Below are 14,407 nucleotides of genomic sequence, written 5' to 3' on the forward strand. Positions count from 1 at the left end.
CCGCGTGCTGCCCCTGCGTTGGGGCAATGGTTGACGGAACCGCCAGAGTCTTGATACAAAGCTTATAACGCTCTGAGAAAACGCTTTCTCATGATTCTTCCCAGATCACGCCGGGCCGTCAAGCGGTTCACTCCTGCCTTTTGAAAGGGGCATTCCCATGGTCAACGTCGACACCGCCGAGACCCAGTCGCCCGCGCCGGACACCTCCGAGTCCGCCGCCGGAAGCACTGCCCGTCATCGGACCCGCATTGCCCTTATCGGGACCGGGGGCCGCTCCGAAATGTACATTCGCGCGATCTATGGACAGCACGCCGACGTGGCTGACCTCGTTGCTTTGTCGGACGTGAACCAAGGCCGGGTGGAGTTCTACCAGGAACTCATCAAGGAACTCGGCGGAACAGAGCCGGTGGCGTTCTTCGAACCAGCCAAACTGACGGAGTTCATCCAGGCCAACGGCATCGAACGCGTCATTGTCACGACGCCGGACTACACCCACGCGGACTACATCGTCGAGGCACTCGAGGCGGGTGCCGACGTCGTGGTTGAAAAGCCCCTGACCATTGATGTTGAGGGCTGCCGCCGCATTACCACTGCCGTGGCAGAAACCGGACGGAACGTCGTAGTCACCTTCAACTACCGTTACTCGCCGCGTAACACCGCGCTCAAGGAGATCATCCAGAACGGCGTGATCGGCAAGGTCACGTCCATCGACTTCACATGGGTGTTGGACACCGTGCACGGCGCTGACTACTTCCGCCGCTGGCACCGTGAGAAGAAGAACTCCGGTGGCCTGCTCATCCACAAGGCCTCGCACCACTTTGACCTCGTCAACTGGTGGATCAATGACGTCCCCGAGCGCGTTTTCGCCTCCGGGGGGCTCCGCTTCTACGGCGACAAGAATGCTGCCGAGCGCGGTCTGGGTGCCCGCCCGGAACGCGGCACCGTTGATGGCCTCGCGCGTGATCCGTTCCGCCTGGACATGCGGGAGGACGAACGCCTGAAGGCCCTGTACTACGACAATGAAAAGTTCGACGGCTACCTGCGCGACCAGGACGTCTTCACTGAAGGCATCACGATCGAAGACAACCTGGCCCTCGTGGTGGACTACCAAGGCGGCCCCACCCTGAGTTATTCGCTGAACGCCCACAGCCCGTGGGAAGGCTACAGGGTCAGCGTCAACGGTACTGAGGGCCGGGCCGAACTCGAGGTTGTTGAGCGCGCAGCGGTCCAATTCAGCACGGACAAGAAGACTGTGGTGGACCCCAGCGCGACGCCTATCGAGGAAGAAGACGCCGTCCGACGAAACGGTGAGCGTCTGGTGGTCCAGCGCCACTGGGAGGCGGCCTACGAGGTGCCGATCGTCAACGGGGAGGGGGGCCACGGCGGCGGCGACAACCTGCTGCTCTCGGACCTCTTCAATGGACCGGGCGTAGACCCCCTGGGCCGACCGTCGGGGTACATCGACGGCCTTCGTTCCGTCTCAGTCGGCATCGCCGGCAACCAGTCCCTGGATACCGACCTCCCCGTCCGCATCAGCGAACTTGGCCTCGGCGTCGATCTCAGCCGCGGCCAGGCATAACGGCCCAACACCACACAAGGACAACACCATGAGCAGGATTTTCGTCACCGGCGGTTCCGGCCGGCTCGGCCGCAGCGTCGTGGCCGGCCTTGCCCAGGCTGGCCACGAGGTGGTCTCGGTTGATCGCGACGCCATCCCGGCGGAGCAGTTGCCCACTGGCGCAGTGCAGCACACGGCGGACCTTTTCGGCCCCGGGAGAAGCGGAGCGGCTCCTCCGGGAAACAAACCCCGACGCCGTCATCCACCTCGCTGCTATCGCAGTACCTTTCAGCGCGCCTGAGGAAGTCATCTTCAGTACCAATACCCGGCTCGCTTATGCGGTGATCAGTGCAGCCACTGATGCGGGTATTCCGAAGATTATTACGGCAAGCAGCCCCACCGCCCTGGGCTACGGCTCACCCGCCGGTTGGCTGCCGCCGTCGTTCCCCTTGGACGAGCAGACGCCGCCCAAACCCTGGAATGCCTACGCACTTTCCAAGCTGATCGCCGAACAAACAGTGCAGATGTTTGCCGCGGCGCAAGGCAACAAGATCCGGTACGCGGCATTCCGGCCCTGCTTTGTCATCTCCCCGGAAGAGTGGCAGGGCGCGCTCACTCAGCAGGGACACACTGTGCGCGAACGCCTTGCCGATCCGGCACTTTCAGCCCCCGCGCTGTTCAACTACGTTGACGCCCGCGACGTAGCAGAGTTCCTGGACGTCCTGTTGGAAAAGATGGATACCATCCCCAACGGCCAGGTCTTCTTCGTCGGAGCCGAGGACGCCCTGGCGACTTCCGCGCTCGCTGAGCTGTTCCCGCGTTTCCTGCCCGGCAGCACCCCCCTTACCGAACACCTGACGGGCACCAGCCCGGCGTTCTCCGTGGGGAAAGCGCGTGAGCTACTTGGCTGGGAGCCCAAGCGCAGCTGGCGTACCGAACTTACGCCGCCCTACGAAGGCGCAGATTCAGCAGCATCAGACCAAGCACTACTCGACGACGAGAACCACGCCGGCCTGGTCCCGGCGGGAGCAACCAAGGAGACACCATGAACTTCGACGGCGTACTGTTTTTCCCCGTCACACCCTTTGCCGAAGACGGCTCGGTAGACGTAGCCCTCCTGAAGGAGCACATCACATCGCGCCTTCCTTTCGGACCCGGAGGTGTGTTCCCCGCGTGCGGCACGGGTGAATTCCACGCCCTCTCCCTGGAGGAAATCCGGACCGTGGTGACTGCCGCCGTCGAGGCTGTTGCCGGAGCTGTCCCGGTAGTCGCTGGCGCCGGCGGCCCGCTGGGCCACGCGCTTGCAGCCGCCAAGGTTGCCGAGGAGGCAGGCGCTGACGCCTTGCTGGTTCTCCCGCCGTACCTCGTTACTGGACCTACAGACGGCGTGGTTGCTTACGTCGAGGCCATCGCCGCCGCCAGTAGCCTGCCCGTGATCGTTTATCACCGTGGCACGGCGAAGTTCACTGCCGCAGCCATGACCCGCCTCACCGCGAACCCCAAAGTCATCGGCTTCAAAGATGGGATCGGGGACGTCGGCCTGGCGCAGGAAATCGTGTCCGCCATCAACGCCAGCGGCCGAACCGACTTCGCCCTATTCAACGGACTCCTCACGGCAGAGCTGACACAGGGTGCTTACCGTGGCCTGGGGATCCCGCTGTACTCCTCGGCCGCCTTTGCCATGGCTCCGGAGATCGCAAAAGCTTACTACGACGCATACGTCTCTGGTGACGAAGACCGCCGGAACGCACTGCTTGAAGGCTTCTATGCTCCCCTCGTGAGACTTCGGGACCAGACTCCCGGCTTCGGCGTTTCCCTCATCAAGGCGGGCCTGCGCTTGGCCGGTTTGCCGGTTGGCCCCGTCCGCCCGCCGCTGGTGGACCCCACGGAGGAACAGCTGTTGGAGCTCAAATCGATCCTCGCCAAGGGCCACGAGTTGGCGCTCAGCTGATGACAGCGCGCATTACCGGCCTCACCACGCGGTTGATCACGGTTCCGTTGCTGCGCAACTGGGGTGCTGAAGCTCCCGAGAACCATGTGATCGTCACCGAACTGACCACTGACGACGGCGGCGTGGGCCACGGTTTCTCGTGGACACCCACCATTGGTCCCCAAGCAGTTAAAGCCCTCCTGGACCACGACATCGCACCCTTCATCCTTGGCCTGGAGCCGAATCCCGAAGCGGTGTGGGACCAGCTCTGGAAGCGCCTGCATGAGGCAGGTGGGGGAGGCCTGACAACTATCGCCATGGCCGGTGTGGACCTCGCGCTGTGGGACCTCAAGGCCCGCCGGGCCAGCACGTCAGTCACCGCTCTCCTGGGTCAACGCCAGGAATCTGTGGAGGTCTATGGCTCGGGCGTGAACCTGCACTACTCCTTGGAACAACTCGTGGAGCAGGCACAGCGCTGGGTTGCCGCTGGTCATAAGGCTGTGAAGATCAAAGTGGGAAAGCCTGAGCTACGCGAAGACGCTGAACGGGTTGCCGCGGTCCGGCAGGTCATTGGCCCGGACCGCCTGCTCATGATTGATGCCAACCAACGCTGGGACCTGGCGCACACCTTCCGTGCCTTGGATGTTTTGGGGGAGTACGGATTGGAATGGCTCGAAGAACCAATCCGTGCTGACGATCTGTGGGCCTACCGGCGCCTGCGTAAACATTCTCCGGTGCCTATCGCGCTGGGCGAGAACGTCCACACCATCTACCGCTTCCGCGACTTCATCGAAGCCGAAGCCGTGGATATCATCCAACCCAATATTGTCCGTGTGGGCGGTATTACGCCGTTCCGCAGAATCGTTGAGTTGGCCCGCGCGAACAGCATCAGGGTGGCTCCGCACCTGCTTCCGGAGCTTTCCGGACAGTTGGCGCTCACCTTGGCTGAGGCCGTGAGCGTGGAAGAAGTGGAAGACGCTTCCTTCGAGCAGCTCGGTATCCTCGCCGAGCCCTCTCCCATCCGAATCCGCAACAGCAGGCTCAGTTCCGTGGGCCGCCCAGGCCTTGGCTTCGACTTTGCCGCGAAGCCGGCCGACCGTGACGCCCCTGAGAGCAGCTCCGCCCCTGAGAGTAAAGGAAACCACATTGAGTACAGCAACTCTTGACCTGACCGCGGTGACCGCCGCTGCCGCCGCAGCCTTCAAGGTGACCGCCGCAGCGTCCGACGCCGAGCGCGCAGCCTGGCTGACCGCCGTCGCCGACGCCCTGGACGCCAACGTGACGGAACTAGTGGCCATAGCTGACTCCGAAACCAGCCTTGGCACGGTTCGGCTCACCGGTGAGGTGGCCCGAACCAGCGGCCAACTCCGGCTGTTCGCGAGGGTCATCACCGAGGGCTCTTACCTGGAGGCCGTCATCGATCACGCGGATCCTGCCTCCGCCCCGCCCAAGCCCGACTTGCGCCGCATCCTGCGTCCGATTGGACCGGTAGCCGTGTTCTCGGCGTCGAACTTCCCGTTCGCGTTCTCGGTGGCCGGGGGCGACACCGCATCGGCGCTCGCTGTCGGTTGCCCGGTGATCGTCAAAGCACATTCCGGCCACCTCCGCTTGTCCGAGCGAACCGCCGAGATCGTGACAGAAGCCCTGGCCAAGGCCGGAGCTCCGGACGGCTTCTTCGCCCTCGTGAGCGGACGCGAGGCCGGTACCGCCTTGGTGCAGGATCCCGCCATCAAGGCTGTGGGCTTCACCGGTTCCATCCCCGGCGGACGGGCGCTGTTCGACCTCGCAACGTCGCGCCCAGAGCCGATCCCCTTCTATGGCGAACTCGGCAGCCTGAACCCGGTGGTCATCACTGGTAGTGCTCTGGCTGATCGCGGCCAGGACCTTGCTGCTGGCCTGGCTGGTTCATTCACCCAGGGAGCGGGGCAGTTCTGCACCAAGCCCGGACTCGTTTTCATCCCCGCGGGGACCGACTTCGCTGCCCAGGTGGCAGAGGCGAGCAAGGACAAACCGACCGCGGCCATGCTGACTGAACGGATCGCGGAGGCCTACCCTTACGGCCTGCGCAGCGTCGCGGAGCAGCCAGGTGTTGCGGTGGTGAGCGGCACTGTGGATCAGGACAGCCTGGCCGACGGCGCAGCTCCGGTGGTGTTCTCCACGAGCGCCGCCAACGTGTTGGAGCGCCCTGATGAGTTGCTGGAAGAGTGCTTCGGCCCCACCACGCTCCTCATTGAGTACGCCAATGACGAAGAGCTGTCCAAGGCACTTGCCAAGGTTCCGGGCAGCCTCACGGGCACCGTCCATGCGCAGCCAGGCGAGGACGTTTCGGCGCTTGTGGAGCAGCTGAGTGAGCTCGCCGGCCGGGTCCTGTTTGATGGTTGGCCCACTGGCGTTGCCGTGAATTGGTCGCAGCAGCATGGAGGGCCGTACCCGGCTACTACATCGCTGTTCACCTCGGTGGGCGCCACCGCGGTCCGTCGCTTCCAGCGTCCGGTGGCTTACCAGGACGCTCCGGACAACATCCTGCACCCGGCCCTTCGCGAGGCGAACCCGTTGGGCATCCCGCGCCGGGTGGACGGCGTACTAACGCTCAGCTAACTCACCTACAGCGCACCCAACTGATATGCAGGTTGGTGTGTCAAGGGCAGATGAAAGGGGCGGGGTCACCATCGCGGCGACTCCGCCCCTTTCGCGTTGGTTCGAGCTGGACGAAGGCGCTACGGCCGCAGGGTGAGCGGACGACGGCGGCCGTCCACTTCCGTGGTTGGCCAACGGTGGTCACTGGTCAGGACGCGCAGGCCGGAATCCGTGAGCAGCACGGTGTCTTCGATTTTCACGCGCGGTCCGGAGGGGTTCCACGTGAACGGCTGGTCGAGCACCACCGTGTCCGTCACGTCAGCGGTGACCCGCGGATCACGGCCCGCATACCCTGCAGGACCACCCTGGTGATGCATTGTCCATTGCTCGGGACCAAAACCGTGTCGCACATAGGCATCCTGGATACCAGCGAAGACCTCGTTGAGCTTGGCACCCGGTACGGTGGCCTGGAAAATGTCCGCTTCAACTGCTGCGATGCGGGCTTCGGCGTCGAGCTCCTGCGGAGTACCGGCGTCGAACGCTACCCAACGGGTCACGTTGGCCACCAAGCCATGACGGCGGGCGCAAACCACGGCCATGGCCCTGCGTCCGATGGGGGCATGCGTTGCCAGCGGGTGGCGGAAGCCGCTCCGGGCAGCCCCGCTGCACAGCAGGACAAGCGGCTCGGCGCCCGCTGCCACAATCCGCGCGGCCAGCTCGGAGACGAGCTCAAACTCTGTGGTTTCCGGCGTCGCTGCCGTGAGGACGTCGGTCATCGCGCAGGCTGCGTCTGCGGACAATTGGGCATAGCGGGCTGTTTCTGCAGGCAGGAGTTGTTGTCGTGCTGCCCGTAGTTCCCCCACGACAGCGGCTTCCAGCAGCGGGTTTCCGTCCTCGGCCAGCCCGGCCGCAGAGGCATGCAGTTGGCCATGCCACGGAACGCTGTGCAGGTTGACGCTCTCCGGCAGCTCCTCGGCCTCGATCCGGCCGGCTTCGTTGTTGAACGTGATTAAGTGATCGCCGGAGCGGTCCACCAGGAGGGCGGCTATGGGGTCGCCGGCCAGACTGATATGGACCCGACTACCGTCCAGGTACCAGGTGAGCGCTGTGTTGCTGGTGAGCAGAAGCGAGTCGCGGCCCGAATGGTCCAGAATGTCCAGCACCCGCTGGCGCTTTACCTTCCGGTCGGCGACGTTGCCGGGCGCAGTGACGGCAGTCTGAGCGGGCGTTAATCGAGTCGGAGCGGTCATGCTGGGTCCCCCTGGGTTGAAATGAGCTGTTCAATGTCTTGAGTGGCTAGGAAGCCATCAGCGATGAGCACCCTGACGGTGCGATGCACAGGGCGGCCAGGTTCTGCGGCCACCGGCGACTCCCACGCCAAGGACAGCCCCACGCCCGGATAGCCCGAGTGCCGAACGAACCAGGGGTCCGGTGCTTGGGGGGATGCCAGGAATACGAGCGTGGCCGGATGGCCCAAGCCCGGATCGCCCGCACCATGGCCGCCGCCTGTTCCGGCGTCGAAAGTTCCTGACCAAGCCAGCCAAGGCGCGACGCTGCCATGGACGGCATCTTCACCACGCGAATCAGGTGTCCAGATGGTCGCGCCACTGACCCTCGGCAGGCGCCAGAAGAAGCCACCGTAACCGCCCTGCGGCCTTCCGTTGGAACCTGGGCTGCCCAGCAGCACCGGGCGTCCCGTGGCGGATTCGAGGGTGAAGTCCAGCGTCAGTTGCCAGGCAGAATTCCCGACGGCGGCCCAGCGCCACTCGCGCTGTTCGCGGAGGACAGGGGTACCGTCCGGGCCCACCCAGCTCAACAGCTCGTGCCGCTGTCCGTCCTTATGCTCCGCGGACTCAAGAACTATGCGGCCGTGGTCCTTGCGCCAGACGTAAGCTCCGGCGTCGCGGGTGTAGGTCCGGCCACCCCAGAAATTGATACCGTCCACATCCTGGATGGCGACGCCAGCTCCAAGGTGCCACACATGGTCCTCCGGGATGTGGTCACTTACGACCGTGCCGGCAAGGGTTCGGACGGGGTGGAGGTATGGACGGGGCGAGGAGGTTGGCCGGATGCGCGAGCCGTCCTGCACCGTGGCGACGGCTGTGCCGTTGACCGTCAGCTCTGGGTTGGCCGCTCCAGCGGTACTCGCCGCCCACGGCGCCCCGAGTTCCCCGAAGGTTGCTTGCCCCAGGGTGGCGCGGCGGATCCACGATTCGATGTCCTGCACCACGGCATGGGCGTCGTCGCCTTCTCCCAGCCATGTCACATGGTCCGGATGGATGAGCCGGGGTGCGTCCGAGGTTCGGACCGCTTCCAGCACGGACATGTAGGCGCCGGCTGCACTCAAGGGGCTGAGTAGATCCTGTTCGGTCCGTGCTGACAGGAGGTTTTCCAGGAGGTCCGTCCGCCCGAAAGTCTCAGTCCGGATCCCGCCCGGAGTGGTGACCTCCACACTGTCTTCCGTGTAGAAAAGCGTGATCTGGCCGAGCGTGCCGTAGATGGTCACCGATGGCGCTGACTGCACGGGAGCGCACAACGTCAGGGCGCAGGTCAACACTGTGCCAGTCGCGGTCCGGACCCTAATGACGGAGGTGTCATCGCTTTCGGTGTCATTCGCCCGGTAAAGGTCGGTTTCGACCAATTCGACGTCGGCAAGGGTCCTGGCACCTGCGAGTCGCAGCCCAGTAGCCACCGCGTGCGCCAAGGCGTTCGTCGCGACGCCGTCCACCACATCCGTACCGTCCAGGCTTCGCTTACCGGCCCAGCGGGAGCGCTTGAAGTACCCCTTGGTCCGGAGCCATTGGCCGGTGGCGCTGATGCCGCGGACCTCGCCGATTTCACCCGAGGCCACAAGCTTTTCAATGGCGGGAAGGGCGTGCGAACCAAGGCTCTGGAAACCGACTTGAATCAGCCGCCCGGCGCTCGCCGCCGCTGCGAGGACGCTTTCGTACTGCGCCATGGAAGCCACCGGAGGCTTTTCGAGGTAAACGTCAGCGCCTGCCCCGAGCGCTGTGAGGGCCAGCGGGGCGTGGGTTTGGATGGGAGTGGAAATGATGACGACGTCGGGGGCTCTTCCCGCAGCCAGCAGCTCCTCCAAGGAACTGTAGACGCCCACCTCAGGAGGCAACTGACCTGGGGCTGGCGGCAGTGGATCGGCAACAGCTACTAGTTCAAGCATTCCGGCAGAACCGAGCCGACGGAGGTTTTCAACGTGTCGTTCGCCGAATCCGTGCACGCCAACGAGTGCTACCCGGGGCAGTTGGTTGTGGCCGGCCACTACGGTGTGGGAGGCAGTTGAGGGCAGAGTCATAGTGCTGTCCTAGCGGGATCAGTTGTGGAGAAAGCATGGGCTTCATTGGCCTGGAGGTTGGAGGAGAGGAAAGCTGCCGCCTCTTCCTGCATGGCGGTGGAAAAAACATGGGGCTCTGGCCAAAAGCTGCCTTTGTACCGCGCAGCCGGCATCCGCAGCGAAAGGTGGGCATCGGCGTCGCGCATTCCTCCTTCCGGAAACAGCTGATCGGCCAGTGCGTACTGCACCAAGACAGCGCCGGCAGTTGAACGCACCACCAGATCGGGCCAATCCCCCAGCTTTGACAGACCAGGGGAGTGGAGCAACCAGGAATGCGCATCGAGGTAGGCGGGGAGGAGGGACGCGAAGGTGGTCATCATGCACGTGACTACATAGCTGCGGATCAGGGGACTGAGGGCGGCGAGCACCATGGCCCGGCCGCCTCCGCCTGAAAATCCGGTGCATCCCAGGCGTTCCGGATCGACTCCGGGAAGGGACGCCAGGATGCCAAGCGCCGCGAGGTCGTCATGCGCCACCGTCCCGGCGATGCTGGTGCCAAGGAGCGTTGCGGCTTTCGCCACGGTTTCTTCATGATCGGCCGCCGCTGCGTTGTAAAGATCCGCCGTGGAAGGTTCGACGCCGGCCTCCCGCCACAGTGCCTGCTGGCCGTTGACGGCCTGTGCCGTCCGCCAAGGCTGGGTTTCCAGGCCGAAGCCGCGACTGCCCCACATGAAGGCGTCGTGTGCCAGGACGGCGAAACCCTGCTGGGCAAGCCACGTAGCCACGGGCCGCCCACCGTAGAGCTTTTCCCGCAACTGGGCCGGCACGGGACCGAAGCCCGCAGCATCGTCGGCGCCGGCGTCGTACTGTTCGTCTCTTGGAAGTAAGACCAGCCGCTCCGCGCCATGCGATTTGATTCCGCCATGGCAGTGAAGAGCCAGTATCCCAGGCAGCGGGCCAACGGAGCCGCCTGGCCGCACGAACCAAGCCGAGGTCCTTGGCCCGAATCCAAGCTGCCAGGACAGGCGGGAGGTGATGACGCCGTCGTGCTCCGTTTCGGTGTCCACCCTGTATTCAGGAACCCGCGCAGGGGCAGGGACCCCAAGCGCGTCCGCAAGCTGCTGGGCGCTTGGAGAGGCTGCCGCGAAGTGATGCTGGGCGGCGTAAGCGGGCCAATCCTCGTAGCGGCCAAGAGCGCTGGGACGAGTGGGCATTCGTGCCGCGTCAGCAGTGGTCATGGCAGTCGCCGTACTTGGGGAACAATGGTGTCCTGCCTTTTCGGTGCGGATGATGTGCGAAAGCGCACGCCGGACTTCTGTGTGTGTGAACGGGTCGCGTGTAAACGGGTATGGGCGGCTTCGTCAGAAAACGCTTTCTCAAAAATTAGCAAAAGGCTGTACATGGGTCAAGAAAGCGTTTACTTTGGTACGGAGCCGCTGATTACCAGGACCGACATCCCGGTGGGTCAAGGGGTACCGCCAAGAGAACGGCGCGTCCCGGAAGGCAAGCATCAACCACACTCGTACTCCGTGGATGGCCACGATGACCAAAGGAGACCACATGGCCGCATATGAACACACGGGGACGCCGAAAGGCGTTCGCGGTCAGGCAGGAGGGAAGCGATGAGCGCCATCGGCGAACTCTCCACAATGACCCGCCGCAAGGGGCCCATGACCAAGGAGGAGAAGAAAGCGAACGGCCGTGACAACAAGGCCGCTTATGTCTTCCTGCTTCCGTGGCTGATCGGCCTCGTGGTCATCACCGTGGGTCCGATGCTGATGTCGTTGTACCTGTCCTTCACGGATTACAACCTTCTGCAACCACCGCAATGGGTGGGAATCGACAACTTCGTCCGTATGTTCGGCGATGCCCGCCTGCATAATTCCTTGCGCGTTACCTTCACATATGTGCTGGTGGGCGTGCCGCTCCAACTGGCCGTGGCCCTGGTGATCGCGCTGGTCCTGGATAAAGGGCTGCGTGGCCTTCCGTTCTACCGCTCCATCTTCTATTTGCCGTCGCTGCTGGGCGGATCTGTGGCTGTTGCCATTCTTTGGAAGCAGATCTTCGGCACCACCGGCCTTGTGAACCAGGTCCTCGCCATGATCGGCATCCAGGGTCCTGGCTGGATCTCGGATCCAAACACGGCGCTCGGCTCCATCATCCTGCTCCATGTCTGGACGTTCGGCAGCCCGATGATCATCTTCCTGGCTGGCCTGCGCCAGATCCCGAACATGTACTACGAAGCCGCCGAAGTTGACGGCGCCACCACCTTGCAGAAGTTCTGGCGGATCACGCTGCCGATGCTGAGCCCCATCATCTTCTTCAACCTGGTGCTGCAAATCATTGGTTCGTTCCAGTCGTTCACGCAGGCGTTTATCGTCTCCGGCGGCAACGGCGGACCGTCCGACTCCACCATGTTCTTCACGCTGTACCTGTACCAGAAGGGCTTCGGCCAGTTCGATATGGGCTACGCCTCGGCGATGGCCTGGTTCCTGCTGGTCATTATCGGCGCTTTCACTGCCATCAACTTCATCGCTTCAAAGTATTGGGTGTTCTACGATGACTAAAATCCAGACCCTCCCGGCCGCCGTTGAGGGCCAAAGCAGCAAGACCAGCAAAAGCCCGCGCCGCCGTGAATCGCCGGGAAACCTGGCCTTCAGCCGGAACGCCCGCATCAAAGGACTCATCAAGCACGCCATCCTGATCCTGGTTGGCGGGATCATGATCTACCCGCTGCTGTGGATGGTTGTCTCCTCGCTCCGGCCAAATGATCTCATCTTCCGCGAACCCGGCCTTTGGCTGAACAACCTGGAGATGAGCAACTACACCGATGGCTGGTCTGCCCTGACCCACCCCTTCGGGCATTACATGATCAACTCCGCGATCGTCGTACTCGGCTCGATCCTCGGAAACCTGATCTCGTGCTCCATGGCCGCCTATGCCTTCGCCCGGCTGCAGTTCAGTGGCAAAAAGCTGTTCTTTGGAATCATGCTGCTGACCATCATGCTGCCGTTCCATGTTGTGATCGTTCCGCAGTACATCCTGTTTTCGCAGATCGGCTGGGTCAACACGTTCTGGCCGCTCATCGTGCCGAAGCTCCTGGCCACAGACGCGTTCTTTGTGTTCCTCATGGTTCAGTTCATCCGCGGCATTCCGAAGGAATTGGATGAGGCTGCCCGCATCGACGGCGCCGGCCACCCGAGGATTTTCCTGCGTGTCATTCTGCCTTTGATGGTTCCGGCCCTCGCCACCACCACGATCTTCACTTTCATCTGGACGTGGAACGACTTCTTCGGTGCCCTTATCTACCTCACGGATCCGGACATGTTTACTGTCCCCGTGGCGCTTCGAGCTTTCGTTGACTCGCAGTCCGCCACCAGCTGGGGATCACTCTTCGCGATGTCCATCGTGTCCCTGTTCCCCGTGTTCCTTGTCTTCCTGTTCGGCCAGCGGTTCCTCATCAAGGGCATCGCAACTACCGGCATCAAATAGGGCGCAGACGTACTGAATGGAAGTTCAGGACTTCAGCCCGACAAGTAATACAAGCTGAGATCTTGTCATACAAGATTGTGACTTGTAGCATAAAATCCACGCAAGAAAACGCTTTCTCATTCGCATCAAGATCAAAGAGGATCGGAGACAACAGTGCCGGTATTTCCAAAGGGTGAAGGAATCGCCCCTGCAGGTGCTTCCGCAGGTTCTTCCAAAGCCCGCGCATCGGAACCCAAGGCCAAGCGGTCCAAGCGGCTTCGTGCCTCGGCCATCATCGCTGCCACAGCTGCTGCCGTTCTGGCGCTGAGCGCTTGTGGCGGCGGGGCGGAACAAAAGAGTGCCGACGGCAAGGTGGAGCTCCGCTTTTCCTGGTGGGGCGGCGACAAGCGTGCGCAGTTGACGCAGCAAGCCATTGCAGCTTTTGAGGCTGAGAACCCCAACATCAAGATCAAGGCCGAGTATGGCGACTGGAGCGGCTACTGGGACAAGCTGGCCACCCAAGTTGCTGCCAACGATGCTCCGGACATCATCCAGATGGACGAAAAGTACATCACCGAGTACTCCACTCGTGGAGCCCTCCTGGATTTGTCCAAGTACAAGATCGACACGTCCAAGCTGGACGAAGCCGCGCTGAATGCCGGCAAGGGTTCCAAGGGACTCACTGGTGTTGCGGCAGGCATCAACGCTGCCACCATCCTGGCCAACCCGGCGGTCTTCAAGGCTGCGGGCGTCGCTCTTCCGGACGACAAGACCTGGACGTGGGAAGACTTCGAACGCATCGCTGCTGAGGTCACCAGCAAGTCCCCGAAGGGAACCTATGGGGCTGCCGCATACGGCACCGATGAGGCGTCCCTGGGTGTGTGGCTGCGCCAGAACGGCAAATCGCTGTACACGCAGGACGGCAAGCTCGGCTTCGAACCCTCGGACGTCGCAGGCTACTGGGACTTCCTGAAGGAACTCAGCGAGAAAAAGGCCGTTCCGTCGGCATCGGAAATTGTTGAGGCCGAAGCTGCACCACTGGATCAGAGTGGCCTGGCAACCGGCAAGAACGGCATGGCGTTCTGGTGGTCCAACCAGTTGCCGGCGCTCGAGAAAGCTGCGGGCGGCGAACTGCAGATCCTTCGTTTCCCCTCCAAGACGGGCAAGGCCGCTGATACGAAGCTTTGGTACAAGGCTTCCCAGTTCTGGTCAGCATCCTCCAGGACCAAGCACCCTGAAGAGACGGCCAAGTTCATCGACTTCCTGACGAACAACGTCAAGGCCGGCGAAATTCTGCTGGCTGACCGCGGCGTTTACCCCAACTCGGACGTCCGCGAAGCAATCGCTCCCAAGCTGGCTACTGCGGACACCAAGGTGGTCAACTTCATCAGTGATATCCAGCCCGAGCTCGGTGAAGCCCCGGCCGCACCGCCGAAGGGTGCAGGTGCTATCCAGGAGATCATCAAGCGCTACTCCTCGGAAGTCCTGTTCAACAGGCTCTCCACGGAGGAAGCCGGTAAGAAGGCCGTGGACGAGATGAAGTCCGCGATCGGAGCCTAGCTTCCGGCAGCAAGGCATCAAA

Annotated in this window: 10 protein-coding genes and 1 pseudogene; 8 read left to right on the top strand and 3 right to left on the bottom strand. The window is 63.0% G+C overall.

Translation table 11 applies throughout. The annotated features are described in order from the left end of the window. The first annotated feature begins 157 nt into the window (after nucleotides 1–157). The 5 genes and pseudogenes from ACTAQJ_RS21185 (at nucleotide 158) to ACTAQJ_RS21205 (ending at nucleotide 6,086) form a co-directional block, all read left to right on the top strand. Nucleotides 158–1,579: a Gfo/Idh/MocA family protein gene (locus tag ACTAQJ_RS21185; RefSeq protein WP_498699159.1), complete on the top strand. Its 1,422-nt coding sequence runs from the start codon at nucleotides 158–160 to the stop codon at nucleotides 1,577–1,579. A gap of 28 nt (nucleotides 1,580–1,607) precedes the next feature. Further along, nucleotides 1,608–2,607, top strand: a pseudogene (locus tag ACTAQJ_RS21190) (NAD-dependent epimerase/dehydratase family protein). After that, nucleotides 2,604–3,509: a 5-dehydro-4-deoxyglucarate dehydratase gene (locus ACTAQJ_RS21195; protein WP_498699160.1), complete on the top strand. Its 906-nt coding sequence runs from the start codon at nucleotides 2,604–2,606 to the stop codon at nucleotides 3,507–3,509. Before ACTAQJ_RS21190 ends, ACTAQJ_RS21195 begins: the two are co-directional and overlap by 4 nt. Further along, a complete protein-coding gene (locus tag ACTAQJ_RS21200) occupies nucleotides 3,509–4,654 on the top strand; it encodes a mandelate racemase/muconate lactonizing enzyme family protein (RefSeq protein ID WP_498699163.1) in 1,146 nt (381 codons plus the stop codon). The genes ACTAQJ_RS21195 and ACTAQJ_RS21200 overlap by 1 nt, the downstream gene beginning before the upstream one ends. Further along, nucleotides 4,635–6,086, top strand: coding sequence for an aldehyde dehydrogenase (NADP(+)) (locus ACTAQJ_RS21205; RefSeq protein WP_498699165.1), 1,452 nt, complete (start codon nucleotides 4,635–4,637; stop codon nucleotides 6,084–6,086). Before ACTAQJ_RS21200 ends, ACTAQJ_RS21205 begins: the two co-directional genes overlap by 20 nt. A 119-nt stretch (nucleotides 6,087–6,205) precedes the next feature. On the opposite strand, the gene ACTAQJ_RS21210 is transcribed toward ACTAQJ_RS21205, so the two are convergent. Genes ACTAQJ_RS21210 through ACTAQJ_RS21220 form a run of 3 tightly spaced genes read right to left on the bottom strand, consistent with a single transcriptional unit; the run spans nucleotide 6,206 to nucleotide 10,592 of the window. Then, a complete protein-coding gene (locus tag ACTAQJ_RS21210; RefSeq protein WP_498699167.1) occupies nucleotides 6,206–7,315 on the bottom strand; it encodes a M24 family metallopeptidase in 1,110 nt (369 codons plus the stop codon). Continuing rightward, nucleotides 7,312–9,375 carry a DUF6807 family protein gene (locus ACTAQJ_RS21215; protein WP_498699168.1) on the bottom strand — a complete coding sequence of 688 codons (2,064 nt, stop codon included), beginning with the start codon at nucleotides 9,373–9,375 and terminating at the stop codon, nucleotides 7,312–7,314. Before ACTAQJ_RS21215 ends, ACTAQJ_RS21210 begins: the two co-directional genes overlap by 4 nt. Beyond that, entirely contained in the window at nucleotides 9,372–10,592 is a 1,221-nt protein-coding gene (locus ACTAQJ_RS21220; protein WP_498699170.1) for an acetylxylan esterase, read from the bottom strand. The genes ACTAQJ_RS21215 and ACTAQJ_RS21220 overlap by 4 nt, the downstream gene beginning before the upstream one ends. 384 nt (nucleotides 10,593–10,976) lie before the next feature. On the opposite strand from ACTAQJ_RS21220, the gene ACTAQJ_RS21225 reads away from it, so the two are divergent. The 3 genes from ACTAQJ_RS21225 to ACTAQJ_RS21235 all read left to right on the top strand — a co-directional run bounded on the left by ACTAQJ_RS21225 (nucleotide 10,977) and on the right by ACTAQJ_RS21235 (nucleotide 14,385). Continuing rightward, the gene (locus ACTAQJ_RS21225) at nucleotides 10,977–11,921 is read left to right on the top strand and encodes a carbohydrate ABC transporter permease (protein WP_216926818.1); all 945 of its coding nucleotides are present in this window, start codon (nucleotides 10,977–10,979) and stop codon (nucleotides 11,919–11,921) included. Continuing rightward, nucleotides 11,914–12,846, top strand: coding sequence for a carbohydrate ABC transporter permease (locus tag ACTAQJ_RS21230; protein WP_431116438.1), 933 nt, complete (start codon nucleotides 11,914–11,916; stop codon nucleotides 12,844–12,846). Before ACTAQJ_RS21225 ends, ACTAQJ_RS21230 begins: the two co-directional genes overlap by 8 nt. 153 nt (nucleotides 12,847–12,999) lie before the next feature. Beyond that, entirely contained in the window at nucleotides 13,000–14,385 is a 1,386-nt protein-coding gene (locus ACTAQJ_RS21235) for an ABC transporter substrate-binding protein (protein ID WP_498699173.1), read from the top strand. The last annotated feature ends 22 nt before the right edge of the window (nucleotides 14,386–14,407 follow it).

This window comes from Arthrobacter sp. alpha11c (assembly GCF_054149985.1).